Origin of the sequence: Brachyspira hampsonii (genome assembly GCF_001746205.1) — a bacterium.
GTDB classification, from domain to species: Bacteria; Spirochaetota; Brachyspiria; order Brachyspirales; family Brachyspiraceae; genus Brachyspira; species Brachyspira hampsonii_B.
On the sequence record NZ_MDCO01000015.1, the window covers coordinates 28512 to 53366 of the forward strand.

Annotated in this window: 31 protein-coding genes; 21 read left to right on the top strand and 10 right to left on the bottom strand. The window is 28.3% G+C overall.

The window, feature by feature from the left end; all coding sequences use genetic code 11:
* Window positions 1-6 precede the first annotated feature (6 nt).
* The 3 genes from BFL38_RS14735 to BFL38_RS15235 are packed head-to-tail and all read left to right on the top strand — an operon-like array spanning window position 7 to window position 2336.
* Window positions 7-1158, top strand: a complete 1152-nt coding sequence (locus BFL38_RS14735; protein ID WP_083249435.1) for a nucleotidyltransferase domain-containing protein — start codon at window positions 7-9, stop codon at window positions 1156-1158.
* A gap of 15 nt (window positions 1159-1173) precedes the next feature.
* Window positions 1174-1509: a HepT-like ribonuclease domain-containing protein gene (locus BFL38_RS14040; RefSeq protein ID WP_069727622.1), complete on the top strand. Its 336-nt coding sequence runs from the start codon at window positions 1174-1176 to the stop codon at window positions 1507-1509.
* 8 nt (window positions 1510-1517) lie between these two features.
* On the top strand, window positions 1518-2336 hold the full coding sequence (locus BFL38_RS15235) for a restriction endonuclease subunit S (protein WP_256097289.1): 819 nt from the start codon (window positions 1518-1520) through the stop codon (window positions 2334-2336).
* Here the strand turns inward: BFL38_RS15235 and BFL38_RS15005 are convergent.
* Window positions 2333-2479: a hypothetical protein gene (locus tag BFL38_RS15005; RefSeq protein WP_305143776.1), complete on the bottom strand. Its 147-nt coding sequence runs from the start codon at window positions 2477-2479 to the stop codon at window positions 2333-2335. The two genes, BFL38_RS15235 and BFL38_RS15005, sit on opposite strands and share 4 nt — an antisense overlap.
* Window positions 2480-3629: 1150 nt before the next feature.
* Between BFL38_RS15005 and BFL38_RS14055 the strand changes: the two genes are divergently transcribed.
* The 14 genes from BFL38_RS14055 (at window position 3630) to BFL38_RS14115 (ending at window position 12043) form a co-directional block, all read left to right on the top strand.
* Window positions 3630-3833 carry a hypothetical protein gene (locus BFL38_RS14055; RefSeq protein ID WP_069727623.1) on the top strand — a complete coding sequence of 68 codons (204 nt, stop codon included), beginning with the start codon at window positions 3630-3632 and terminating at the stop codon, window positions 3831-3833.
* A 3-nt stretch (window positions 3834-3836) separates the two neighbouring features.
* Window positions 3837-4010 carry a hypothetical protein gene (locus tag BFL38_RS15245; RefSeq protein WP_176720592.1) on the top strand — a complete coding sequence of 58 codons (174 nt, stop codon included), beginning with the start codon at window positions 3837-3839 and terminating at the stop codon, window positions 4008-4010.
* Between the two features lie 128 nt (window positions 4011-4138).
* Window positions 4139-4894: a cobalamin adenosyltransferase family protein gene (locus BFL38_RS14060; protein WP_069727624.1), complete on the top strand. Its 756-nt coding sequence runs from the start codon at window positions 4139-4141 to the stop codon at window positions 4892-4894.
* The gene (pduL, locus tag BFL38_RS14065; RefSeq protein ID WP_069727625.1) at window positions 4891-5526 is read left to right on the top strand and encodes a phosphate propanoyltransferase; all 636 of its coding nucleotides are present in this window, start codon (window positions 4891-4893) and stop codon (window positions 5524-5526) included. The genes BFL38_RS14060 and pduL overlap by 4 nt, the downstream gene beginning before the upstream one ends.
* Window positions 5523-6368: an ethanolamine utilization protein EutJ gene (gene eutJ, locus BFL38_RS14070; protein WP_069727626.1), complete on the top strand. Its 846-nt coding sequence runs from the start codon at window positions 5523-5525 to the stop codon at window positions 6366-6368. Before pduL ends, eutJ begins: the two co-directional genes overlap by 4 nt.
* A 2-nt stretch (window positions 6369-6370) precedes the next feature.
* Entirely contained in the window at window positions 6371-7015 is a 645-nt protein-coding gene (locus tag BFL38_RS14075) for a hypothetical protein (protein ID WP_069727627.1), read from the top strand.
* A gap of 20 nt (window positions 7016-7035) precedes the next feature.
* Window positions 7036-7308 carry a EutN/CcmL family microcompartment protein gene (locus tag BFL38_RS14080; RefSeq protein ID WP_008725473.1) on the top strand — a complete coding sequence of 91 codons (273 nt, stop codon included), beginning with the start codon at window positions 7036-7038 and terminating at the stop codon, window positions 7306-7308.
* Window positions 7309-7326: 18 nt separating this feature from the next.
* Complete coding sequence (locus tag BFL38_RS14085; protein ID WP_069727628.1) at window positions 7327-8697, top strand: 4Fe-4S dicluster domain-containing protein; 1371 nt, start codon at window positions 7327-7329, stop codon at window positions 8695-8697.
* Window positions 8694-9239, top strand: a complete 546-nt coding sequence (locus BFL38_RS14090) for a BMC domain-containing protein (protein ID WP_069727629.1) — start codon at window positions 8694-8696, stop codon at window positions 9237-9239. Before BFL38_RS14085 ends, BFL38_RS14090 begins: the two co-directional genes overlap by 4 nt.
* A 17-nt stretch (window positions 9240-9256) precedes the next feature.
* Window positions 9257-9571 (top strand): hypothetical protein, encoded by a 315-nt coding sequence (locus tag BFL38_RS14095; RefSeq protein ID WP_069727630.1) that lies wholly within the window; start codon window positions 9257-9259, stop codon window positions 9569-9571.
* 10 nt (window positions 9572-9581) lie between these two features.
* Window positions 9582-9857, top strand: coding sequence for a BMC domain-containing protein (locus BFL38_RS14100; RefSeq protein ID WP_069727631.1), 276 nt, complete (start codon window positions 9582-9584; stop codon window positions 9855-9857).
* A 22-nt stretch (window positions 9858-9879) separates the two neighbouring features.
* A complete protein-coding gene (locus BFL38_RS14105; RefSeq protein WP_069727632.1) occupies window positions 9880-10311 on the top strand; it encodes a EutQ-related cupin domain-containing protein in 432 nt (143 codons plus the stop codon).
* A 170-nt stretch (window positions 10312-10481) separates the two neighbouring features.
* Window positions 10482-11516 (top strand): RluA family pseudouridine synthase, encoded by a 1035-nt coding sequence (locus tag BFL38_RS14110; protein WP_069727633.1) that lies wholly within the window; start codon window positions 10482-10484, stop codon window positions 11514-11516.
* A gap of 98 nt (window positions 11517-11614) precedes the next feature.
* Window positions 11615-12043, top strand: coding sequence for a PepSY-like domain-containing protein (locus tag BFL38_RS14115; protein ID WP_069727634.1), 429 nt, complete (start codon window positions 11615-11617; stop codon window positions 12041-12043).
* A gap of 53 nt (window positions 12044-12096) precedes the next feature.
* On the opposite strand, the gene BFL38_RS14120 is transcribed toward BFL38_RS14115, so the two are convergent.
* The 5 genes from BFL38_RS14120 to BFL38_RS14140 are packed head-to-tail and all read right to left on the bottom strand — an operon-like array spanning window position 12097 to window position 15550.
* Window positions 12097-13149, bottom strand: coding sequence for a sulfate/molybdate ABC transporter ATP-binding protein (locus BFL38_RS14120; RefSeq protein WP_069727635.1), 1053 nt, complete (start codon window positions 13147-13149; stop codon window positions 12097-12099).
* Between the two features lie 9 nt (window positions 13150-13158).
* Entirely contained in the window at window positions 13159-13827 is a 669-nt protein-coding gene (modB, locus tag BFL38_RS14125) for a molybdate ABC transporter permease subunit (protein WP_069727636.1), read from the bottom strand.
* Between the two features lie 2 nt (window positions 13828-13829).
* A complete protein-coding gene (gene modA, locus BFL38_RS14130) occupies window positions 13830-14609 on the bottom strand; it encodes a molybdate ABC transporter substrate-binding protein (protein ID WP_069727637.1) in 780 nt (259 codons plus the stop codon).
* A 43-nt stretch (window positions 14610-14652) separates the two neighbouring features.
* Entirely contained in the window at window positions 14653-15129 is a 477-nt protein-coding gene (locus tag BFL38_RS14135) for a MogA/MoaB family molybdenum cofactor biosynthesis protein (protein WP_069727638.1), read from the bottom strand.
* Window positions 15101-15550 (bottom strand): MOSC domain-containing protein, encoded by a 450-nt coding sequence (locus tag BFL38_RS14140; RefSeq protein WP_069727639.1) that lies wholly within the window; start codon window positions 15548-15550, stop codon window positions 15101-15103. The genes BFL38_RS14135 and BFL38_RS14140 overlap by 29 nt, the downstream gene beginning before the upstream one ends.
* A 164-nt stretch (window positions 15551-15714) precedes the next feature.
* On the opposite strand from BFL38_RS14140, the gene BFL38_RS14145 reads away from it, so the two are divergent.
* The 4 genes from BFL38_RS14145 to moaC all read left to right on the top strand — a co-directional run bounded on the left by BFL38_RS14145 (window position 15715) and on the right by moaC (window position 19215).
* Window positions 15715-16575, top strand: a complete 861-nt coding sequence (locus BFL38_RS14145; RefSeq protein ID WP_069727640.1) for an XdhC family protein — start codon at window positions 15715-15717, stop codon at window positions 16573-16575.
* A 172-nt stretch (window positions 16576-16747) separates the two neighbouring features.
* On the top strand, window positions 16748-17959 hold the full coding sequence (locus tag BFL38_RS14150; protein WP_069727641.1) for a molybdopterin molybdotransferase MoeA: 1212 nt from the start codon (window positions 16748-16750) through the stop codon (window positions 17957-17959).
* Window positions 17943-18740: a GTP 3',8-cyclase MoaA gene (locus BFL38_RS14155; RefSeq protein ID WP_069727642.1), complete on the top strand. Its 798-nt coding sequence runs from the start codon at window positions 17943-17945 to the stop codon at window positions 18738-18740. Before BFL38_RS14150 ends, BFL38_RS14155 begins: the two co-directional genes overlap by 17 nt.
* A gap of 25 nt (window positions 18741-18765) precedes the next feature.
* A complete protein-coding gene (moaC, locus tag BFL38_RS14160; RefSeq protein WP_069727643.1) occupies window positions 18766-19215 on the top strand; it encodes a cyclic pyranopterin monophosphate synthase MoaC in 450 nt (149 codons plus the stop codon).
* A 73-nt stretch (window positions 19216-19288) separates the two neighbouring features.
* Here moaC and BFL38_RS14165 read toward each other — a convergent pair whose 3' ends face one another.
* From BFL38_RS14165 to BFL38_RS14180, 4 genes are all read right to left on the bottom strand, one after another.
* Window positions 19289-19963, bottom strand: coding sequence for a hypothetical protein (locus BFL38_RS14165; protein WP_069727644.1), 675 nt, complete (start codon window positions 19961-19963; stop codon window positions 19289-19291).
* Window positions 19964-20133: 170 nt separating this feature from the next.
* Window positions 20134-21966: a methyl-accepting chemotaxis protein gene (locus tag BFL38_RS14170; RefSeq protein WP_069727645.1), complete on the bottom strand. Its 1833-nt coding sequence runs from the start codon at window positions 21964-21966 to the stop codon at window positions 20134-20136.
* 115 nt (window positions 21967-22081) lie between these two features.
* Complete coding sequence (locus BFL38_RS14175) at window positions 22082-22981, bottom strand: patatin-like phospholipase family protein (RefSeq protein ID WP_069727646.1); 900 nt, start codon at window positions 22979-22981, stop codon at window positions 22082-22084.
* Between the two features lie 20 nt (window positions 22982-23001).
* Window positions 23002-24495 (bottom strand): hypothetical protein, encoded by a 1494-nt coding sequence (locus BFL38_RS14180; RefSeq protein WP_069727647.1) that lies wholly within the window; start codon window positions 24493-24495, stop codon window positions 23002-23004.
* Window positions 24496-24855: the final 360 nt, after the last annotated feature.

Sequence of the window (24855 nt, forward strand, 5' to 3'; positions counted from 1 at the left end):
ATTATTATGAAAAATAATGAAATAGTAAAAATCATAGAAAAAAATTTGAAAGACTATGAGAATAAAGGCGGAATAATAAAATATCCATTTCCTGTTATCGATTTTGCTTTTAGAAATTTTGGATTAGATGTTCAGTATGATGAAAGGTTGTTCTATAAATATAAAAATAAAGCAGGTATGATAAATATAAAAAAATCTGTTATAAATATAAACCCAAAAAGAGAAGATTTTAAGATAGGAGATTTTGTAGTACCTAAAGAATTTTATATAGATGAATCTGAAAATCAAATTATAGCTCATGAAATAGGGCATTATGTAAAATACAATAGTATAGACAATAAAGATCTTTTTGATAAGGCTTATTATGTTGATGAGTATTCTAATATAATGTTTAATAATGAAGTATTTGCAAATAAATATGCTAGAAATTTATTAATTCCTAAAGATGAATTAAATAAATTTCTTTCTGCAAATGAAATAATAGGAACAATAGATTTAATAAGAGAATCATCTGTCATAAGAAAATATTTTGGTATAACCGAATTTATGCTTGAAGTTAGGCTAAAAGAATTAAAAATACCATTTGTAAATGGATACTATATACCAGATCAATTAAAAAAAGATAATCTTATATATAGCAGAGAAAATTTATTAAAATTAATGGAAATTTCTATAGGCAATGGTTTTGGTTTGACACCTAATTATGGCGATGCTGAAAAAATAGTATATTTGTACAATAAAGCAACAGGAGAAAACAGAGACAGCGGACCTATTTATATGACATTATGGAGGATAGCAAATGGAAAATATGATCATTTTGCAGAAATATGTGAAAGAAGATTAAGATTTATAAATGAGCAAAGAAAAAGAATACCATTTATACAGAAACAAATAATACTAAAAAAATTAGAAAAAGAAGGAGCAAATAAAATAACAATATTTGGTTCATTCGTAAAAAAAGAAAAATCTGTTTTCAATGATAAAAGCGATATTGATATATTAGTGAATTTTAAAGAGACTAAAAGTATGTTTGAAATAATGAGAATAAAAAATGAATTAGAGCAGATGCTTTCAAGAAAAGTAGATTTAGTTCCTGAAAATAGTATAAAAGATTATATGATTGAGTCAATAGAAGAAAATAAAGAAGTATTATTATAATAAAGTAGGTAGTAAATGAAAAGAAGTGATGTATATTATATTAATGATATAAAGAAATGCATAAATTCGATAGAAAATTACCTTATTGAAATAAAAGATAAAGATGATTTTTTTAATAATGAAAGAATGCAAAAGTTAATGATCTATGAAATAATGATTATAGGAGAAGCATCTTCTAAAATATCAATAGAGACTAAAAACAATAATCCTCAAATAGAATGGCGTTTGCTTTCAGACATGCGTAATTTTTTAATACATCAATATCATGATATTTGCAATGATATAGTATGGGCAACAGTAAATAAAGATATTCCAAAATTAAAAGAAGACATCTATAGTATAAAATTATAGGAGGTACAATGAACCACCCGCTCCCAACAGGCTGGCAGGAAGTAAAACTGCAGGAATGTCTATTAGAACAACCAAAATATGGAATTAATGCCCCTGCTGTAAAATATGATAATTCATTACCAACATATATAAGGATAACCGATATAGATGAGTATGGCAATTTTATAAATGATAATAAAGTATCTGTTAATAATGCGGATTATGAAGAGTATATTTTACATGATAATGACTTTTTGTTTGCAAGAACAGGAGCTTCGGTAGGAAAAACATATTTATATAATAGAAAAGACGGCATTTTAGTTTTTGCTGGTTATTTAATAAAAGTAAAACCAAATCAAAATATATTAAATAGCCTATTTTTAAAATATTATACTCAAAGTAAAAGATATTGGCATTTTGTAAAAATAACATCTTCAAGAACAGGACAGCCGGGAATAAATGGAAAAGAATACGCTAATATGAATATAGTGCTGCCGACCCTAGACGAACAGAAGCGTATAGCAGAAGTTTTGTCATTATGCGATGATGTTATAGAGAACCTTACTAATCAAACGCTTCAAAATGAAATATTATTTATTAAAGAAAATGAGAAGTTTCAAAATAGTTTTAGTAATTCTAGTTTAATGATTAAAAATATAGATGAAGAATTACTGACAAGGACAGAGAATGAAACATTTAATAGTATATCTAATAATTTTTATAAGTATTTTAATAATGCTAACTTCATGCAGTACAAAAATAAAATATGTCAAAGTACCGCTTTCTACGCCTCCAGAAATATTTATTATAAACTCCCCATTCATCATTTCTCTTATAAAGTACCTTAGGCTATTTCTAAATTATCTATTTTTTCTATTTCACTTTTCAAATTATCTTTATCTAATTTTATAACTGTTAATTGATTTATTGGCTGTGCTATTTCATAATCTTCAAGCTGCTTTCTCCATTTATCTATAGTGTTATCGTCCATTTCTACAGGGCTAAGGATCCCTCATCTCAGTAGGAGGGGAAACGGGTCTCCCCTGGATGTGTGCGGGACCCTCGTGCTTCCTCTCGAGTGGAGACGGGTGTGTCGGGAACTTCTTGAGTTGCAGAAAGGGTGTGAAGGACCCTTTGGAAGTTCCAGGGGTTAGATGTGATTAGCCTCGAGAAGCCTCAGCGGAAATGGGCCTCATCTCGCCTGGAGGGCAAAACCTCCTGGATTTTCTCGAGTTGCGGCAGGTGCTCTCGACTTACGACGGGGCCCTCAGGGACCCGCTCTGGTGGCCTCAGGAAAGGCCAGTCCCCATGCGAGTTCCTCGGGGGCCTTTCGGAATTCCTCTCCCGCTGATGCCGGGGCCTAAGACCTTGTGTGAACTCAGGGCCGGAACCTGAGGATTCCTCTCCAGTGCTGACATGGATCTTGGGGTACTTCTGGAGTCTCCCCAGGGGAGTCAGTCCTCGTCTCGAATGCGGGCATGCACTTGCGCTTTCCTCCAGAGCGGTAGCAGCAGTGTCACGCAGTCCGCCCCGTGGATCAAAGCATCTATGGTTTTCCCTCGTGTCTTTCCCACGAGGCTTTCCCACGAGGCTTTCCCACAGGGCTGTCCCACGTGCACACGTGGTGGGAGTCGATCCTCGGCTTGAACGTCAAGGCAGTGCAGGGAAAACAGGTTCCTCTGGAATGGACTGACACATCTGGGGGACTCTTGGAATGGTGGCACGACCCTGGAGTTCCTCTCGCCTTTCCTGTGGAGAGCGCCTCCTCTTGAGATGCGACGGGAACGCCGGGAATTCTTTCCCTACGAAACAGGGAAAGGATCCCTCATCTCGAGCTCGGAGGCGGAAACGGGGCTCCCCTGGATGTGTTCGGGACCCTCGTGCTTCCTCTCGAGTGGAGACGGGTGTGTCGGGAACTTCTTGAGTTGCAGAAAGGGTGTGAAGGACCCTTTGGAAGTTCCAGGGGTTAGATGTGATTAGCCTCGAGAAGCCTCAGCGGAAATGGGCCTCATCTCGCCTGGAGGGCAAAACCTCCTGGTTTTTCTCGAGTTGCGGGTAAACTTTGTATATCATGCTTAGAAGGTTTATCGAAGTATATGGGTATTCCAATAACGATTGTTTGTGAATATGAGGAGTAATTTATGCTGAAAGGTATTTTTTTTCAAAATAAATATTTAATCAATATAAACTGTATATCAAATATTTATTTTGATGAAGATAAAAAAACTATAAAAATATTTACTTTAGAAAGCGGATTGCCTACAACAATAGAATGTGATTCAGAAGATGAATATAATAAATATTATAATGTTCTAAGCTCATTATTTGATATAGTAGAGATATAAAAAATGATTAAAGCGATTATTAATTATAATGATGTAAATGATGAGTTCAGAAGAATGAATGATATTCTAGGAATATTAAAATATAAATACAAAAATATTAATGTTAGTTATAAAAAACTAAAAAAGAAAAATGAATTGTTTGTAATCTCTATCAAACAGCAGCAGCGGCTAAAGTAGGAGAATTAATAAGCGTTCATGTAATACCAAGACCTCATGAAGAAGTGGAATCTTTGCTTCCTAATAATCCTCCTGTTAATAATAGTGATAAACAAGAGTAATATAAACAATAATGTATAGGTTTATTTATGAAAGTTTTAACAGAACAAATGCTGAGAAGTGAAATACTCAATAGAGATGTATCAGAATATTTTATAGAGGAAGGAGTTTTTGTTACACCTTCTGCTAAAGAATATTTGGCTTCCCGCAAAATAGAACTAAAAATAGCATCTAATAATCTTAATATTGGAAGTTCTACATCAAGCCCTAAATCTTATGGTATAAGAGAGATAGAGAATATGGGGTACTATATAGATTATGAAACAAATAAGAGATTGGATACTAAACCTGAAAATTATACTCATTTATATAATAATGTATTAGTGGAAAAGAATCACCCTAGAATAATGTTTAGAGGAAAATTAGATAGTCTTCTTGCTTTGATAATAGATATACAATATGAGTTTAAAGAAAAGCATGAAGATAAATTATTAGAATATTTAAAAAAATATCAGAAACTTATTCATACAATATTATATTCTGAGGTTTCAAATAAAGGTTTGGAATTTGACACTATATTCGGCTTGACAGAAGAAGAGATAAGAAAGATATCTCATCACCCTAAAGAGTATTTCGGATGTGATCATATATTTGTTAATTATAATATGCCCTATACTGTTATAAAACTTAATTTAATAAGAACGGCAGTTAGAGAAGCAGAATTAATAGCTTATAATGCCTTGAAAAATGAAAGAGAAGATCTCATCAAATTATTAAATCGTATGAGCAGTGCTATTTATATATTGATGTTGATGGCATATACAGGTAAGGATGTAACCAAATGAATGGACAATCGCTTTTGATTAGGAATATATCTGATTCTATTAAGTATGAACTGAGTAAAAGAAGAATTATAAAAGTGGAAATATCTGCTAGGCATGTTCATTTGTCTAAAAAAGATTTAGAAACATTATTTGGTGTTGATTATTCTTTAACTCCTAAGAGAGAGCTTTCTCAGCCTGGGCAGTATTTAAGCGGTGAGAGAGTTAAACTTATAGGACCAAAGTCTGAAATGCGTAATGTTGCAATATTGGGACCTACTAGAAAAGATACCCAAGTTGAATTATCTTTGTCTGATGCTAGGGCTTTAGGTGTTAAAGATATTACAATTAATGAGTCTGGATATCTTCAAGGTGCTGGAAGTATAATTATTGTTGGTGAGAATGGACGCATAGAAGCTAGAAATTCTGTTATAATTGCAAAAAGGCATATTCATTTAAGAAAAAAAGATGCTGAAGAATGGAATATAGAAAATGGTCAGATTGTTAAAGTTAAAGTTTATGGTGTTAGAGCTTTAATATTTGATGAGGTTGTTGCAAGGGTAAGTGATAGATTTATGCCTGCTATGCATATAGATTTTGATGAAGCTAATGCATGCGGTTTGCTTAATCAAGGTTATGGAGAAATCATTTTATGAGTTTTTCATTTGAGCATGTTAATTCACTTATAGATGAAACTACTGAGTGCATAGAAAAAGTAAATGATTTCAATATAAATGATAAGTTATATGTAGGAGTAGATTTAGGTACAGCATATATTGTATTAGTGGTTGTTGATTCTAATGGAAAGCCTATAGCTGCTGAGTTGCAATATGCTGAGGTTGTAAGGGACGGACTAGTTGTTGATTATTCAAGAGCTTGTTCTATTGTTAGGGAATTAAAAGGAAAATTGGAGAATAGGCTTGGAGTTGAGCTTATAAATGCGGCTATTGCTATGCCTCCAGGCGTTAATAATAAGTCGGTTGCCACGCATAGATATGTAGCTGAAAGTGCAGGTTTTGAAGTTTTGAATGTTATAGAGGAACCTGAAGCTGCCAATTATATATTAAATATAAAAAATGGGGCTGTTGTTGATGTTGGCGGCGGTACTACAGGTATTGCTATATTTAATGATGGAAAGATGATATATACGGCTGATGAACCTACAGGAGGAACGCATTTTACTCTTACTATTGCTGGTAATTATGGAATTCCTTTTAATGAAGCAGAAAATAGAAAGAAAGATAAAAACAATGCAAAAGAAATATTTAGAATAGTTATGCCTGTTATACAGAAAGTAGGAAGTATAATAAGCAGACATATAAAAGACTATAATGTTGATTTAATATGTTTGGTAGGCGGTACAGTTTGTTTAGATGGATTTGAAGGTATTATAGAAAAAGAAACCAATGTACATACTATAAAACCGAAAAATCCGTTTTTAGTTACTCCTTTAGGTATAGCTATGAGCTTAGTAAATAATAACAAAGGCTTAGAGTAAGTATGGACGATTTAACATTAAAAAAAATTGTATTAGAAGTAATAAATCAATTGAATAAAACTTGTATGGATTCTATATTTGTTCTTTCTGATAGTTTTTGTTTTAAAAATGAATTGGAAAATATCGGATACAATTTAAATATAGCATCTTCTGCAAATGATATTAATATTGATAATTATTCTGCTGTCATAATAGATGATTTATCAGCAGAGATTTTATCATGTATATCTAATCTTCTATACAAAAATGAAAATGTTTCTTTTATAATTAATGCTTTATTATCCGGTAAGAATGTTATAGCTTTAAAGAATAATGAAAAATTTGATAGTTATAAAAATACTGCTTCTAGTCAATTATTCTCTAAGTTATTGGAATTAGAAAATACAGCTAAATCTTACGGACTTATTATATTGGATAAAAGCAATTTTTTATCATATTTTAGAAAAGACAAAAAAATAAATGATGATAAAAATATTGTTAGTTCAGGAAATTGTTTTAATTTTCAAGATAAGAAAGTTATTACTAAAAGCGATATAGTTGATATTATTAATGATTATTCAAGTATAAAAATCAGCAGTAATGCAATTATTACTCCGCTTGTTATGGATTATATTAAAGAAAATAAAATAAATATTCTATATGAATAAATAATAAAGAGGGATTATCAATGGTATTAGCAAAAGTAATAGGAAGTGTATGGGCTACTAAAAAAGAGGAAGCTTTATCTGGAAGCAAACTTTTAATAACAAGAGTTTTTGAACCTGATACTAATAAAGAATTAAATATTGTTGTGGCTTGCGATTATATAGGTGCTGGTATTGATGATATAGTTATTATTACTTCAGGAAGCGGTGCTAGAAATGCTCAGGGTGATAAGAATATGCTGCCTATAGATGCGGTTATAGTTGGTATAGTAGATCAGGTAGATTTAAATAAATAAAAAAATAAAGGTTTATATATGAGCTTGAAAGAAAAAATATATAATGCTGGTATTGTAGGTGCCGGCGGAGCTGGTTTTCCATCACATATAAAACTTCCGGAAAAAGTAGAATATTTAATAGCTAATGCAGCTGAATGCGAGCCGCTTTTACAAACGGATCAGTTTCTTATGCTTAAATATGCTGAAAAGATAGTGAAGGCATTGGCTATTATAGGCAAGGAAATATCAGCAGAGCATATAATCATAGGAACAAAGAAAAAGTATGTTAAGCAGATAAATGCTCTGGAAGAAGCTATTAAAAAAGAAAATGCTCCTATAGAAATAAAAGCATTTAAAAGTTTTTATCCTTTAGGAGATGAGCAAACTTTAGTATATAATATTACGAAGAGAGTTATTAAAGCAGGCGGTATACCTTTAGAGGTTGGATGTGTGGTATTCAATGTTGCTACTTTATGTAATATTTATGACAGCTTAAGCGATAAACCTGTAATTTCAAAATATATGTCAATATTGGGAGAGGTTGAAAATCCCTGTATTGTAAAAGTGCCTATTGGGGCGAATTTAAGAGAGATTCTTCATCAAGTAAATGTAAAAGATGATAATAAATATGTGATAGTAGGAGGCCCTATGATGGGCAGATATTATCATATAACTGAAACTAATAATCTTTATGTTAAAAAAACAACAGGTGCCTTGATAGTTATTGATGAAGATCATTATTTAGTAAAAAAGAAACAAATAAATTACTCAAAAATTGTGGCTATGGCAAAATGCTCTTGTATACAATGCAGTGCATGTTCTGAATTATGCCCTAGAAATTTAATCGGTCATAAAATTAATCCTCATTTGGTTATGCGTACAGTTGCTTTTGCCGATTTGGAAAATATAGAAAATAATAGTGAGCATACTTTAGATAAGCTTAAAGAAGCAAATTTCTGCTGTGAATGCGGAATATGTGAACTTTATTCCTGTCCTATGGGTATAAATCCTGCAAATATGAATATATATGTTAAATCTCTTTTAAGAAAGGCTAATATTAAACCTGATAGGAATGTAAAAGATCATGGAGTACATCCTTCTATAGAGTATAGGAGAGTATCAACAAATAGATTGACTACTATTTTAGGATTAGATAAATATTCTCATGTTGAAGCTGACATGGATAATCCTAAAGCAATAAATGTTTCAAAGGTATCTATAGAATTGAGACAGCATATAGGAATGCCTGCTGAAGCTGTTGTACATGTTGGGGATTCAGTTAATGAGGGACAAATTATAGCTGCAGTACCGATGGATAAAGTTGGGGCTAATATACATTCTAGTATAAATGGTATTGTAGAGTATGTTGATACTGAAAAAATAGTTATAAATGGGGAGAGTGTTAAATGAAGTCTATAGGAATGATAGAATTAAATAGTATAGCTAGAGGCATATTAGTTACAGATCATATAGGAAAAGCCGCCAATGTTAAAATATTAAGATCCCATTCTGTATGTCCCGGAAAATATATTGTTATATTCTGCGGAGATGTAGGGGCGGTGGAGTCATCTAAAAAAGCAGGTATTGAAATAGGCGGTGTTTCTGTGATTAATTCTTTTGTTATAGCTAATATTCATGAAAGTGTAATAGAAGCTATTAATGGTACTTTGTCTGATTTTCCTAGAGAGGCTATTGGTGTTATAGAATATTTTTCTATAGCTTCAGCTGTACAAGGAGCTGATGATGCTGCTAAGGCAAGTGATGTTTCTCTTGTTAATGTAAGGCTTGGTTTTGCTATAGGAGGAAAATCCTATATTACTTTGACAGGTAAGGTAAGTGCTGTTGAAGAAGCGGTTAAAGCAGGAATGAAGAGGGCTGAAGATGAGGGACTTATAGTTGATTATTGTATATTGCCTTCGCCTATAGATGAATTATATAATTCTATTTTATGATTTTAGGAGCGTATATTATGAATAAAAATAAAATAGTTTATAATACTCAGAATATTCATGAACTTATAAATTGTAATTCTGATACTATATATGTGCCTTCTAATGTTATTTTTACGCCAAGTGCTATGGATATTATAAGATCAAAGAGAATAAAAATAGTATATGGCGATGAAAATTGTAATTGCGGCAGTAATAAGATTGCTGACAATAATAATGATACTGCTGAAATAGTTAAGCAGACAATAAAAATTTTGGTGAATAAATGTAATATAACTGATGAAAAAATTATAAAAAATGTTATAGTTGAAGTATTAAAAAGGATTAATTCATAAAAATTTTTAAATGGAAAATTTAAATTTATCTATTGGAATAATAGAAACTACAGGATATATTGCTACAATTAGTGCTTTGGATACTTTATTGAATGCATCTGATGTGAAAGTCATAGATAAAGAACTTATAGGAGCTGGAATAGTTGTTATAATTATAGCAGGCAGTATATCTAATATTAAAGAGGCTGTAAAAAGTGCTGATATGGCTGTGGAAAAATTAAATGCTAAATGCAGGCATGCTATTATTGCAAAGCCTCATAATGATATATGGAGTATCATACCTTAATTATTAAAGGAGTTTTACTGTTATGGAAGATATAAAAAATATTGAGTCTATTGTAAATAAAGCTGTTTGTGATTTTCTGCATACAGGTACTGCTTCCGGGTATAAATTGGATGCTTCAAATAATCATAAAAAAACATTAGTAAAAAAATCAATCTCTGATATAGATTCTAATAAAATAAAGTATGAAGATAATTCTTATGTAACTGATGTTTTTAATGAGTATGAGAGATGTCATTTAAAATGTTTATTAATGGAATTGGATAATACAGATATGCAATGCGTGCTTGGATATGATGAAATGTATTTTGTTTTGGAAGGAACTCTTATTATTCATTATGAAGGAAGAAAAATTGAAGTTAAAAATGGTGAGGTTGTATCTGTATTTAAGGGAGATTCTATAACTTTCTCGACTCCTTTTTATACTAAATTTTTAAGAATTATAAATCCGAAATAATAATTTTTTATTATTAATAAGATAAACTCGCTAAAAAATAGTTGACAATTTTCTTCATTAGTTATTAGTTTCTTGTTTATAGCTTTAAAATTAATATGTAATTTTTATTGGTAATATGAGCAATAATAAATATTTTGACAAATCTTTATACTCTTAGTATAATCATATTCATGAAAAAGAAAAAAAATAAATTGAATGAAAATATAGAAGAATTATATAAAAAATCTGTAATAAGAAAATGCCGTATAGAAGAAGATATAGAAGAAAATACAAGATTAGATAAATATATGGGGGATAGATTTTCTTATTATTCAAGAAATAAATGGCAGGATTTAATAGGGCAGGGTTTAGTTCTTCTTAATAATAGTAAAGTAAAATATACAAGAACTGTAAAAAAAGGCGATGAGATAGCTTATCATATTATAGGAATGAAAGAGCCTGAAGTTGATAAAAATGTATCTATAGTATATGATGACGGAGATTTAATCGTAGCGAATAAGCCTGCTAATTTACCTGTTATACCTTCGGGTAAATATTATCATAATACACTTCATACAATAGTAAAAAACATGCTCAATAGCAATATAAATATGCTTAATAGAATAGACAGAGAAACCAGCGGATGTGTAGTTCTTTCAAGAAGCAGCAAATCGGCATCGAATTTCTGTGCTATGCTTGCAGGAAGAAAAGTAAATGGGAAACAGTATAAAAGAAATTCAATAAAAAAAACATACATTGCTGTAATAGAAAATGCTAAAGATATAGAGGATAAATTCACTGTTGAAGGCTATATGCTTGAAAGCGGACATGAATATTACAGAAGATTTCAAACACTTCATAAAGAAAATATAGAAGGTTCAAAATATTCAAAAACTTCTTTCAAAACTATAAGAAGAATTGGAGATTATGCTATTGTTATGGCAAGACTTTATACGGGAAGAATGCATCAGATAAGAGTGCATTTATATTCCAAAGGGTTTTTTATGATAGGTGATAAAATATATGGAAAGTATGGTCCTAAAGTTTTTGATGATTTCATAGAAAAAGGTATTATTCCTGAAGGTTTTTTCAATAGACAGGCTCTACATGCCTATAGTCTTAAATTTAATCATCCAATCACTGATGAAATAATTAAAGTAAAAGCTCCTTTACCTAAAGATTTAAAAGAATTAATAAAAAAAATAGAAAATAATGTAAAAAAATAGTAAAAATATTGTAAAAAAACTTGACAAATATGATGAAAGTGCTATACTTATAATCGTAAAGATAATTTACATATATTAATATTTAAGGAGAGTAAATCATGAAAAAATTATCTATCTTTTTAGCATCATTATTTATTTTATCAGCTTCAAGCCTTTTTGCTGATATGGTAGTTCCGCCTTCAGCATTACCTCAGCAAGCATCAGCATTTATACAAAGAGTATTTCCGGGAGCTCAAATTTGGAAAGTAGAAAGAGACGGAAGAAAATTTGATGTGCAGTTATCAAATGGTGTGTCTATAGACTTTTTGGGTAATGGAGATTGGGATAATATAGACAGTGAATATGCACCTATACCAGATGCTGCTTTTCCTGCTGCTGTTGTACAGGCTGTAAGAAATGCATATCCTCAGGCTGCTATAATTGATGCAGAAAAAGAGTGGGGAAACTATAAACTAAAATTAAACAATATGATGGAGCTTATGGTAACAGGAAACGGACAGATTATGAGACAAAAATTTGATGATTAATTGATGATGCATTTTTATAAAAGCGGCTGGATTTTTTATCCTGCTGCTTTTATTTATTTTAAAAATATTATATCATTACTTTCAAAGCCTAAATTTACTTCTTTTCCAAGTTTATAATCATTTTTATATTTATCCTTATCAAGCCTCCAAGTTATTTGGTTTTCGCTGTTTACCGGCACTAAAGTTATAATATATGAAAACATATCCTCTGTAATATTTGTTATTTTTGATTTTATATATATATCACTTTTTTTATCATCATCATAATCAAAAAAAGAATAAGGACGCATTCCTATATAATTAGCATTTTCTATATTTTTTAAATTATTATTTTCAATAGTTAAATTAATATTCCAATCAATGCATTCTATTTTGCTATTTTCTAATATTTTTATTCTTGAAAAATTTTTATATCCTGTAAGAAGTGCCGAGAAATATGTTTTAGGATTTTCAAAGAGATTATATTTAGAATCTATTATATCGAATTTTCCTTTATTTATTATTCCTATATTGTCCGATAGTCTGTAAACCTCGTCTCTGTTATGCGATACAAATAAAGTAGTGCCTTCAAACTCTTTTATAGCTGATAAAATAAATTTTTCTAATTCCCATTTTATATGATAATCTAAAGCACTCAAAGGCTCATCAAGCATTAATATGCTAGGAGATGATACAAATATTCTTGCTAATGCAGTTCTTTGCTGTTCGCCTCCTGATATTTCTCTTGGCTTTTTATTTTTAATGTCATATATAAAAAATTTATTCATTATACTTTTAATGTCAATATTATTTTTTTTATCTCTTATACCGCATTTAATATTTTCTTCAACTGTCATATTTGGAAATAAAGCATAATTTTGAAATAAAAAACCTACATTTCTTTTTTGAGGTTTTATATTAATATGTTTCTTAGAATCATAAAAAACATTTCCATTAAATTCTATATATCCGCTGTCAGGTTTTTCAATTCCTGCAATACATTTTAAAGCCATACTTTTACCGCTTCCAGATGCTCCGAGTATAGAAAATACTCCGCTTCTTACTTCAAACTGTAAATCTAAATCAAAATTAGACAGCTTCTTTTTTATATCAACTATTAAACTCAATATAAAACCTCATAATCTTTTTTTTATACTATCAGAAATAGGCAGTATAATATTCATAATCATTATGCTTATAAATGATATTGACACAATTATCATAACCCATTTAAAAGCTAGTTCTCTGTCTCCAGACTGAACCGCTGTATATACGGCTAATGACATAGTTTGTGTTTTTTTGGGTATATTTCCTGCTATCATTATAGTAGCACCAAATTCTCCCAATGCCCTTGTAAATGATAGTATAGTTCCTCCAAGTATAGAATGCCAAGTATTTGGAAGTATTACTCTCCAAAATATCCAATTTTCTGATTTTCCTAATGTTCTTGCTGCATTTATTATGTTTTTATCGATTTGCTCGAATGCACCTTTTGAAGTTCTATACATTATAGGAAATGATACTATAAATGAAGCTAATACTGCACCTCTTAATGTAAATACAAAAGGAAATCCTAATTTAGCAGCTATGCCTCCTATAAAAGAATTTCTTCCAAACAATAATAATAGAAAAAATCCCACAACTGTAGGAGGAAGCACAAGCGGAAGTGTAAATATTATATCAAAAAGAGATGAAAACTTTTTAATTTTTACTACTATAAGAACTGCGTATATTCCTATAAAAAAAGTTATTATTGTGGAATATAATGCAGTTTTTATAGATAAAATTAATGGAGAATATTCCATGTTTATTGTATTACAGTAAAACCGTATTTTTTGAATGCTTCTATAGCTTTGTCATTAGATATATAATCTATAAACTTTTTAGCTTCTTCTTTATTTTCTGAAGATTTTACTATAGCTATAGGGTAAATAACTTTTTTATGACTGCCTTCAGGAGCTTCTGCTATTGTATTTATATTTTTTGCTATTTGTGCATCAGTAGCATAGACTATACCACAGTCAACTTCTCCTGTTTCTACCCAAGAAAGTACATTTCTAACATCAGAACCGTAAACTGCCTTTTGTTTAACATCATCTAATATGGATAAATTACTTAATATTTCTTCAGAATACTGTCCAACAGGTACGCTTTTTGGCTCTCCTAATCCTACTTTAGTAATATCGGCATTTGTTATATCTGTAAATGATTTTATATTTAAAGTAGAATTGCTTGGCGATATTAACACAACTTTATTTTCAAGCAAATCTTTTCTTGTATCTGCATCAATTAAGTCTTTTTCTTGTAAGGCATCCATTTGTTTTTGTGCTGCCGAAAAGAAAATATCAGCTGGTGATCCTGCTTCTATTTGAGTTTGTAATGCTCCTGATGAAGTAAATGAGAATGCAACAGTTGTTCCTGTTTCTGTTTTATAATTGTCAGCTAATTCTGTAAGTACATCAGTTAAACTTGCCGCAGCCAATACTAATATTTCTTTATTTTCTGTATTAGTTTGTGCAGTATTTGAAGAACCGCATGATACAAATAAATAAGATATTAATAAAGTTATAAATATTATTTTTTTCATAGCAACACCTTTAAATTTATTTTATTTTTTATATTAAAAATATTTAATGCCCTTCACCTTTCATCATACTAATGATATGTTCTAGTAAAGGTATCAGTAAATTAGTGCAGTATTCAGCACCTTTTTTGCTTCCGGGAAAATTAACTACAAATACATTATCATTAATACCAGCATATCCTCTTGATAGAGCGGCAAATATTGTATCCTTTATTGACTCTTGTCTTAAATAATCAGATATTCCTCTTACTTCTTTTTTACAAAATGCCTCTGTTGCTTCAGGAGTTACATCTCTTTGAGATAAGCCGGTTCCTCCTGTAGTTATTATAATATCAAAGTTATTTTTATTTTCATTTAAAGTATTTAATATTATATCATATTCATCTGGAACTATTATTTTTTTTATATTTGTAATTTTATCTTTCAAATTATCTTCAAGAGTTTTTACTATAACAGCACCGGATTTATCTTCATATATGCCTTTGAAAGCTCTATCAGACACAGTAATAACAAGTATCTTCAACTTTTATTTCACCGCCTTTAACAACTCTTACAAATATACCTTTTTTCGGCATAATGCAGTCGCCCACTAATTGTTTTATATCGCATCCATTATGACATGCCTTTCCTATTTTGGAAACTTCCACTATAGTATCTCCTATATACATTTTCGTTCCTATAGGCAGTTTATAAAGTTCAATGTCTTTTGTTGTTATGTTTTCTGCAAAATCACCCGGTTTGAGATTGGTTTGCATTTTATTATTTGTGTATTCTATATCTTCAATGGCAAGCAAAGAAACTTGTCTGTCTTTTAACCTATTAAAATGGGCATCATTAAGAACGCCTTTATCTTCTACCAAAGTTATGCTTTCTACAGGAGTTTTTATTGTACCTGTATCTTTGGATATATTTAATGAAATTAATTTGAAATATTTCTTTTCCATAATGCAATTCTACTTCTATTTAATAAAAAAGTATTATTATTTAGAAGTTTATACAAAAAAATAAAATATTCAATATAAATATAATTTTTTTTTAGAATTTTATTTAAAAATTACAAAAAATTTATTATAATATTATCTGAAACTATTTTTAATGAGAAATGAAAATGAATAATAAGCAAATATTAGATAAGGCTTTGGAACTTGTAAATAATAATATAGAAACAGAGCTAATAAAAATACTTAAAATATCAGGATCTGCTCCAAGAACATTAGATGCTTTTATGATAGCTTATAGAGAAAATAATAAAGAAAAAAATATTGGTACTATAGGCGGAGGTTTATTGGAATTTGAAGCTTTAAAAGATGCTTATGTATTTTTAGATAATAAAGAAACTTCTAATAAAAAATATAATTTAACTCCTCAGGAAGCAGGCGGAATTGGTATGGTATGCGGAGGAAGTGCTGAGATATCATTTATATATTTAAATGATAATAAAGATACAATAAATAATATAAAAAAAGAAATTGAAGATAAGGAAAGCAATGTTTATATATTCGGCGGAGGGCATGTATCTTATGATTTGGTAGAAGTTTTGTATAGAATAGGTTTTAATTGTATTGTTATAGATGATAGAGAAGAGTTTGCAAATAAAGATAGATTTCCTAATGCTAGTAAAATAATAGTAGAAAATTATGAAAATGTTTTTGATAAAATAAATATTAGTGATAAAGATTATATAGTAATAGTAACAAGAGGACATTCTCATGATTATATAGTTGAAAAAAATGCTTTAAAAACTGATGCATTATATATTGGTATGATAGGAAGTAAGAATAAAATAAAAACATTGCATGACAGATTAAAAAAAGAAGAAAATTATACTGATGAAAATATATCGAAAGTGCATGCTCCAATAGGAATAGCAATAGGTGCAGAGACTACAGAAGAAATAGCAATAAGCATAGCAGCAGAACTTATACTTGTAAGAGCAAAAGCAGAGAATAGAAGAAAAATAAAAAATTAATTTATTATTAATTACAATATTATTCGGAAAGTATAAACTATAAGTATTTAATAATTGCAGACATTTATTATTATAAGTAAAGTTACTGCAATTAAAAAACTTTAATTAAAAAACTATAATTTTCATAACTATAACTTTATGAAATTATATATTTGCAATAATAGGAGCATATATGGCTAGAACTTTTTTACATCCTAATGAAGCTTTAGAATTAGTATTGAAAAATTCTGAAGACTATGGTAATGAAAAAATATCAGTGCTTGATTCTTATAACAGAGTTTTAGCTGATGATGTTTATGCTTTGAATGATGATCCTCCTTTCAGTAAATCTTCTATGGACGGATATGCTTATAAAAAAGAAGATGAAAATAAAAATAGTTATGTTTTAATTGAAGATAAAATTATATATGCTGGACTTTGCGATAAAATTGAAGTTAAAAGCGGAGAATGTGTTAAAATAATGACAGGTGCTATGCTTCCTGAAAATTGCGATGCGGTTCAGAGAGTGGAGTGGATAGAGGAAGTAAAAGAAAATTCTAAAACAGTTATTAATTTCACTAAAAAAGAAATAACTAGTAATGTAATAAAAAAAGGAAATAATAAAAAATCGGGAGATAAAGTATTGGATAAGAAAATGCTTTTACCTAAAGATGTTGCTGTACTTGCAGGATTTGGTTATTCTAATATAGAAGTGAAAAATAAAATAAATACTGCTGTAATATCCACAGGTAATGAAATAGCAAATATAGGCGAAAGTTTAAAAGAAGGTCAGATATATGATGCTAATGCTCCTATGCTTGCGGCTAGAACTTCTTCTTTATCATGTAATACTAAATTTTATGGTAAAGTTAATGATGATGAAAAAGAGATAAAAGAAATACTTTCAAAAGCATTAGATGAAAATGATATTGTTCTTATAAGCGGAGGCGTATCTATGGGAGATTTTGATTATGTACATAAAGAGTTACTAGAGCTTGGAGTTAATCAAATATTTCATGGTATTGCTATGAAACCAGGAAAACCTTTATTTTTTGGTAAATTAGGTAAAAAGGCTGTGTTTGCTTTGCCGGGTAATACGGTTTCTGCTTTTATGACTTTTGAAATAATGGTTAAGCCTTATATATTTAGCTGCTTAGGTATAAATTTCGATACTAATTATATAAAGGCTTTAATCACTGAAGACTTTAAAAGAAAAGATGCTGAAAGGCTTGAATATATACCTGTACGATTATTTTTTGATGATACAAAATTATTAGTGAAACTTATAAAATATAATAATTCTTCTATGATATCATCATTCTCTGAAGCTAATGGTATATTAAAAATAGATATTGGAATTTCAGATATTGTAAGAGGAAGTATAGTTGATGTTAGATTCCTTTAATAGAGAGATAAATTATATAAGAGTTTCCGTTACTGACAGATGTAATTTGAGATGTGTATACTGTATGCCTGAAGAAGGTATTATAAAAAAAGCACATAATCAAATTTTGAGTTATGAGCAAATATATGATGTGGTTAAAGAGGCTTCTGAACTAGGAATTAAAAAAGTTAGAATAACAGGAGGCGAGCCTTTAGTACGAAAAAATATTGATGAGCTTGTAGCTATGATTAGGAGTATAGAAAAAGTTGATATAATAGCTATGACAACTAATGCAGTTTTACTTGAAGGCATTGCGGAGAAATTAAAAAATGCGGGTCTTGATTCTATTAATATATCTCTTGATACTTTAGACAGTGAAAGGTACAAATATATTACAAGAGGCGGAAGTTTATATGATGCTATGAAAGGAATAAAAATAGCTTCTGAATTGGGATTTCAATTAAAAATTAATGTTGTTGTTTATGATGAAAAAAGCATAGAAGAATTACCTTTATTAAAAAAATATGCTGAAAGTATAAATGCTAAACTTCAAACTATTCAGTATTATGATCTTAACAGTCAGAAAATAGATTCTGCAGATTATGACAGACCTGCAAAATGTAAATACTGCAATAGGATAAGATTATTATCTGATGGATATTTATTAAGCTGTCTGCATAGTAATATAAAATTCAAAGTTGATTTTGACGATATAAGAAGTTCTATAATAAAATGTATTGAAGGAAAACCTGAAAATGGTGCTTATAGTGATGCCGAATCATTAAGTATGATAGGCGGTTAATTAAATAAAAATTAAGGTCATAAAAATGAGTGATAGATTAACACATATAGATGAAAGCGGTAATGCCAATATGGTTGATGTAGGTGATAAAGATATTGTAAAAAGAACTGCGGAAGCATCAGGAAAAATATATTTATCAAAAGATACTCTTAAATTGATAGAGGAAAATAATATAAAGAAAGGAGATGTTATATCAGCTGCTAGGATTGCAGGCATTATGGGAGCTAAACACACTTCTGAACTTATACCTTTATGTCATAATATTAATATAGAAAAAGTATCTTTAGACTTTACTTTAGAAGATGACGGAATAGTTATAAAATCTTATTGCAGATGCAGTTACAAAACAGGTATAGAGATGGAGGCATTAACTGCTGTTAGTGTTGCCGCTCTTACTATATGGGATATGTGCAAGGCTGTTGATAAAAATATGAGAATATCTGATATTACTTTATTATCAAAGACTAAAAATTAAAACCTTGAAATAAAAAAGCATTGATTAAATTTATATATCTAATCAATGCTTATTTCTATTTTTTATATTAATATTAATTAGTTGGTTTTAATCTAAAGCTGAATTGAGCTCCTATACTGAAGCTGTCTGTTCCTATATTATTTTTAGCTTTAGGTCCGAAATCATATCCTAGATATATACCTATTCCAGCATCCATTTTATCTGAATCCTTATCAAAATTTGGTGTGTAAAAATCAAAAGTTAATTTTACATAAGGGATAACAAACATTTGATTATAAGTATTATTTATATATGAGAAATTTACATACTTATAATGATAATTTATCTCTGAGGATGAGTATTCATTATATGTCATTATGTATCCGGAAAATGGTATTTTAACTCCTCCTCCTAAACCTATAGCGTACTTTCCAATATTAAATTTAGGAAGCAAACCTAACTGCAAACTATGAAATGAATAATAAACAACTTCTTCATTTGGTCTGTTAGGATAATAATTGGCAAATTGATTAAAAGCATATCCTACTTCTCCTAATATGCTAAAACCTAGTCCGTTTTCTAAATATAATCCGTATCCAAGCTGAGCTGTAATTCCTGTATTAGCAGCTCCGCTAACATCACGTTTTTCACCAGTATTTCCAATAGGTATTCCTAAAGAAATTAATACCGGAATATTGAATGATACTTCAAAACCTCCGGCTGCAAATGCTGAAGCACTCATTAATAACATTAAAAATAATTTTTTCATATAATAATCTCCTATTTTTATTGATAATTGATTTTAATATATTATGATAATATTTTATATTTTTCAATATGAATAATACTTTTTTATAAGAAAAAATTGAATTATTTAATTAATTATTTCTTAATAGTTATATATAAATAGAAAAATTATTATATATATAACTATTAATTTTAATTAAAATGAAAATAAGAAACTTGTTCTACTATGTTATTGGATTTATCAAGTACATCTTTACTAGCATTTGCTCCGTCATTTGCTATTTTAGAAGTATCCTGAGTTATTTTATTGATTTCTATAACAGCTGTATTAATTTGAGAGAGACTGTTTTCTTCTTCTATAATAGCACTTGATATTTCTGTTAATAGTGTTAGAACATCATTAACAGATGATTCTATTTGATTTAGTATGTATGATGAAGCCTGTACAGATGCACTTCCATTATTTATTTTTTCAACGGTTTCATTAGCTATTGCTGTTATATCCTTAGCAGCATTTCCAACATTAATAGCAAGGTTTCTAACTTCGCTTGCAACAACAGCAAAACCTTTTCCTTGATCTCCAGCTCTAGCAGCTTCAACAGAGGCATTTAAAGCCAATATATTAGTTTGGAAAGCTATAGATTCTATTATTTTTGTAATGTCTGAAATCTTTTTACTAGCTTCGGATATTAGTGCCATATTTTCTGATGTGGCATTTATAGCATTAACTCCGTTTCTTGTAGCATTTGATACTTTTTCACTCATATTTTTGGCATTTCCTGCATTTTCAGCAGTGTCTTTTAATGATGAAAATACAAATTCTATTGACCTTGTTAACTCTTCTAAAGAGCTTGCCTGTGATACAGACCGGTCAGATAAGTCTATATTGCCGTTTGTTATAATATTAACGGAACTATTAATTCCATTTATATTATCTTTCATGCTATAAATAATATCGCCTAGTTTATTTTGCATATCATTAAGAGCCCTTATTACATCGCCTGTTTGATCTTTTTTATTTAATTCTTTTTCATCAAAATGTGTATTAAAATTACCTTTGGACATAGATTTTATTATTGAAATAGTATTGTCTAAAGTATTTGATATAGGTTTTGCTATAACTATTACTAATACTGCCTCTATGGCGGATAATAATATAAATACAGATATTATAAGTATAAGTAATTTTAATAATGATAAATTTAGTTCTTTATTTTCTATACTAAGAATTATATGCCAATTAGTGTTTCTTATTTTTGAAGATATATATGATAATTCTTTATCTATCCATGCATAATTATTGTTGTTCATAATATCATTTTTATGAGATGATATTTCTTGATTATTAAATATATTTTCTTTTAATATAGAATTTTGATTTTCACTATATATGTACAATCCTTCTTTGTTAATAATACTTATATTATAACTGTATTTTTTTGCTTCCTCTAATGCAGAAGATATAATTTTAGAAAAATCAACATCTATTCTTACTACACCAGAAAGCTGTCCATTCACATATATAGTTTTTGAAAAAGTTACTATGATAGATTTAGTAACAATATCTATATAAGGTTCTGATATGACTATTTCCTTTGAAGCTATGGCATTCTTATACCATTCTCTTGATGTTTGATCATAGTTGCTTGGTAATGTCCCAGTTGTATTTAATACTGTTCCTCCGTCTTTGTAGGGTATTGTATCAGCATAAAATATATTTACTAAATTAGGTTCATTTTTGATGATATTTTTGAATACATTTAATAAGTTATCACGGTTTGTTTCTTTTTCCAAATAAGAACAAAATATATTTATTTTTCCGTATAAGTAAGAAATATTATTTTCTATTTCAGATGAAATACTAGATGCATTATATTGATTGGAATTGATAAATCTTATTTTATACTGCGGAAAATATAAAATATATATAGCTGTACAAATTATAAATAAAGCAGCCATATATGGTATTAAAAATTTAAATATTAAACTATTATTTCCAATACTTTTCTTATTATTATCCAACATGTATACAACCTCTCTATAATTAAATTAAAAATGAATAAAATAATTTTTAAAACTGTACTAGTATACTTTAATATACAAAAATAGTAAATAGTATATAAAAAATATCATTTAATTATTAATTATCATCATTTAATTTTAAACTATCTATTGCTTTGTTTAATTTATTTTTGATTTTCTTTCTTTCTGCTTCATTTTCATTTTCGTACATATAAAGCATGTTATTATTTTCTAAATTATCTAATTGTATTTTTCCCATTTTAAATATTTCTCTAAGCATATTTTTGGCATCATTATAGCCTTCTTGAATACGAATTTTAGCTCCTTCCAGCGAGAAATCCATAGCACCGTTAAAGAAGTTTCCTATATCATGGCTCGGTACTATTTCATAAACTTTGCAGTCATTGAATTTTTCTCTGGTGCTTTCTTTATATAAATTAATAGCTATTATTTCATCGCATTTTTCTTCATAATAGAGAGGCTTTAATGGAAGATTATTTCCTTTTAATATCTCAACTCCTCCATCTATATAATCAACTCCTTCTATCGTCTGCCTTCCGAATATAACAGGTATTGCACTTGTAGCCATCATTATTTCTTTTATTTCTTTTGCTGATTTATTATTTAATTTAAAATATTCAGCATCAATGTTTTTTAAATTTACCGCTGTAGCATATATTGGATATTCATAATTTATGATAATATCAATATTTAAATATTTTTCTATTATTTCTATTAAGCCTTTTCTGCTGAATATACCATTTGAAGATATATAATTGTTCTCTGTATTCATTTTCTTTTTTGAAAGTATTTTATCTTCTATTTCATTAGTCCAAATATATTCTGCTATATCATAATTATTTTGTGCTATTAAACAGGCATTAAGAACACCTACAGAAGTACCGGATATTGCTTTAATCATTTTATCAACTTCATATTCTCTTAAAGCTTTCCATACTCCTATTTGATAGCTTCCAAGTCCGCCGCCGCCGCCTAAAACTAAACCTAATTTTTTCATAAAATCTCCAAATATGAAAATTAAATTTTATTTAAATACACTCCCCAAAAGTCATTTATAAATTCTAAATAATCTCTCTTATTCTTATCTGTAATTTTTTCAAGCTTCTTATTAGTTTTCTCTTCATATTCCATTATTTTTTTATATTGAAATTGAAGCTTCTCTTTGTATTTAAATATTTCCTTATTTGATGAGTATGAATCAAAATATTTATTTAAGTATTTTAATGTGTTTTCATAATCTCTTTTAATTAAATATATTTTAGCTATTTCTTTATAGCATAAAGGCGATTCAAAATTTTTTACCTCTTTAATTAGAAGCTGGTATAAACTTTCTATTTTTATATGATGTGCTTCTTTATTATTTTTATCTTTTGATAATATTAAATCGCATTGAATCATTGCCTTTTTATATTTTTTTTGTTCAAAATATTTATTAGCTGATTCTATAGATTTCTTTTCGTCTGAATATTTTATTGGAGTATTAAAATTTTTGGATATCATTTTAAGCTCATTTATAATAAGCACAATAATATCATAATTTGTAATTTCAGAATTATAATCAAAATTAGATATGTTTATTCCATATTCATTTATTAAATCAATTTTTATATCTTTTACATTTATGTTAGGATTAATTTTTATTATGGTATTTATTATATAGTTTTCTTCTTTATCTAATTTTTCTATCTTTTTTATTCCGCTTAATATAGGTGTAATATATTCATAAGTATTGATATTGCTGTGTGTATTTAAAAAAAGTTTGTTTATAAAATTAGGTTTTTCTATTAATTTACAGTATATATCATTTACTTTTATTTTTTGATTCATATCAATATTAAAATCAAATAATATAGATTTTATCATATAAATATTTTCTTTTGGTATATTATTGCCTGCATTATTTACATTTGATATTTTTGTAAATAGGTCATTGCTTAAACATATAATCTTTTCTATATTATCCATATCAATATATTTTATATTATCAAATTCAAGAATATTGGATGCAGCTTTAAACTCTAATAATTGAACTTTTTTTTCTAATGAATCTATTCTGTTTGATTCTTTATTAATTTTATTAAGTATTAGATTAAATGATTCTCTTACATTATTGCATATTGCGATTAATTCTTCTTCAATATTTTTTTCTATATTGTTTAATTTATTATTTAAATATATAAGCCCTTCATAGGTAATTTTATTTTGATTAGCTAAATATTCTATCATTTTTAATGAGGCATTTTTTACTACAGCATAATTATAATCTATTTCGCCTCTTATTTTTCTGTTTTGTCCTGTTATAGAGTTAATTATATTCTGTAAAAAACCTTGCTTAGCTAGATACTCAGTTCTGGATTTTCCTGCACTTAAAGATGATACAGCTTCTATAATAAGTTCTGTTAATTTAGTTGAATTATTTTCATAATCCTTTATATTGTTAAGTATATATTCTTGTATTATAGTTTTATCTTTTTCATCAATTTCATTTTCATAGGGTATAGTAAAATCCATGATAACTCCGACTATATAGTATCATTGTATATTATACTATTTATTTCATTTTATCACAAATATTTTTAAATTATGAAGTTTTATATTTAAGATATGATTGTAATATAGATATGTTTGATTTAGTTTAAAAAATTATAAAATATAATTTCTATAAAAATTAATAATGCAGTTTCATTATATAGTATAGTTATTATTGTATTAACAAATTGAGGTAAATAAAATATAATATTATCATTATGGAACAGAAACTCAAAACTCAAAACTCATTAATATACTATAAAATATATTCTATTTCTTATAGTATAAAGTCTCTATTGTCATTGCAAGACTTAGTTTTAATAAAGATTTTATTAGACAATC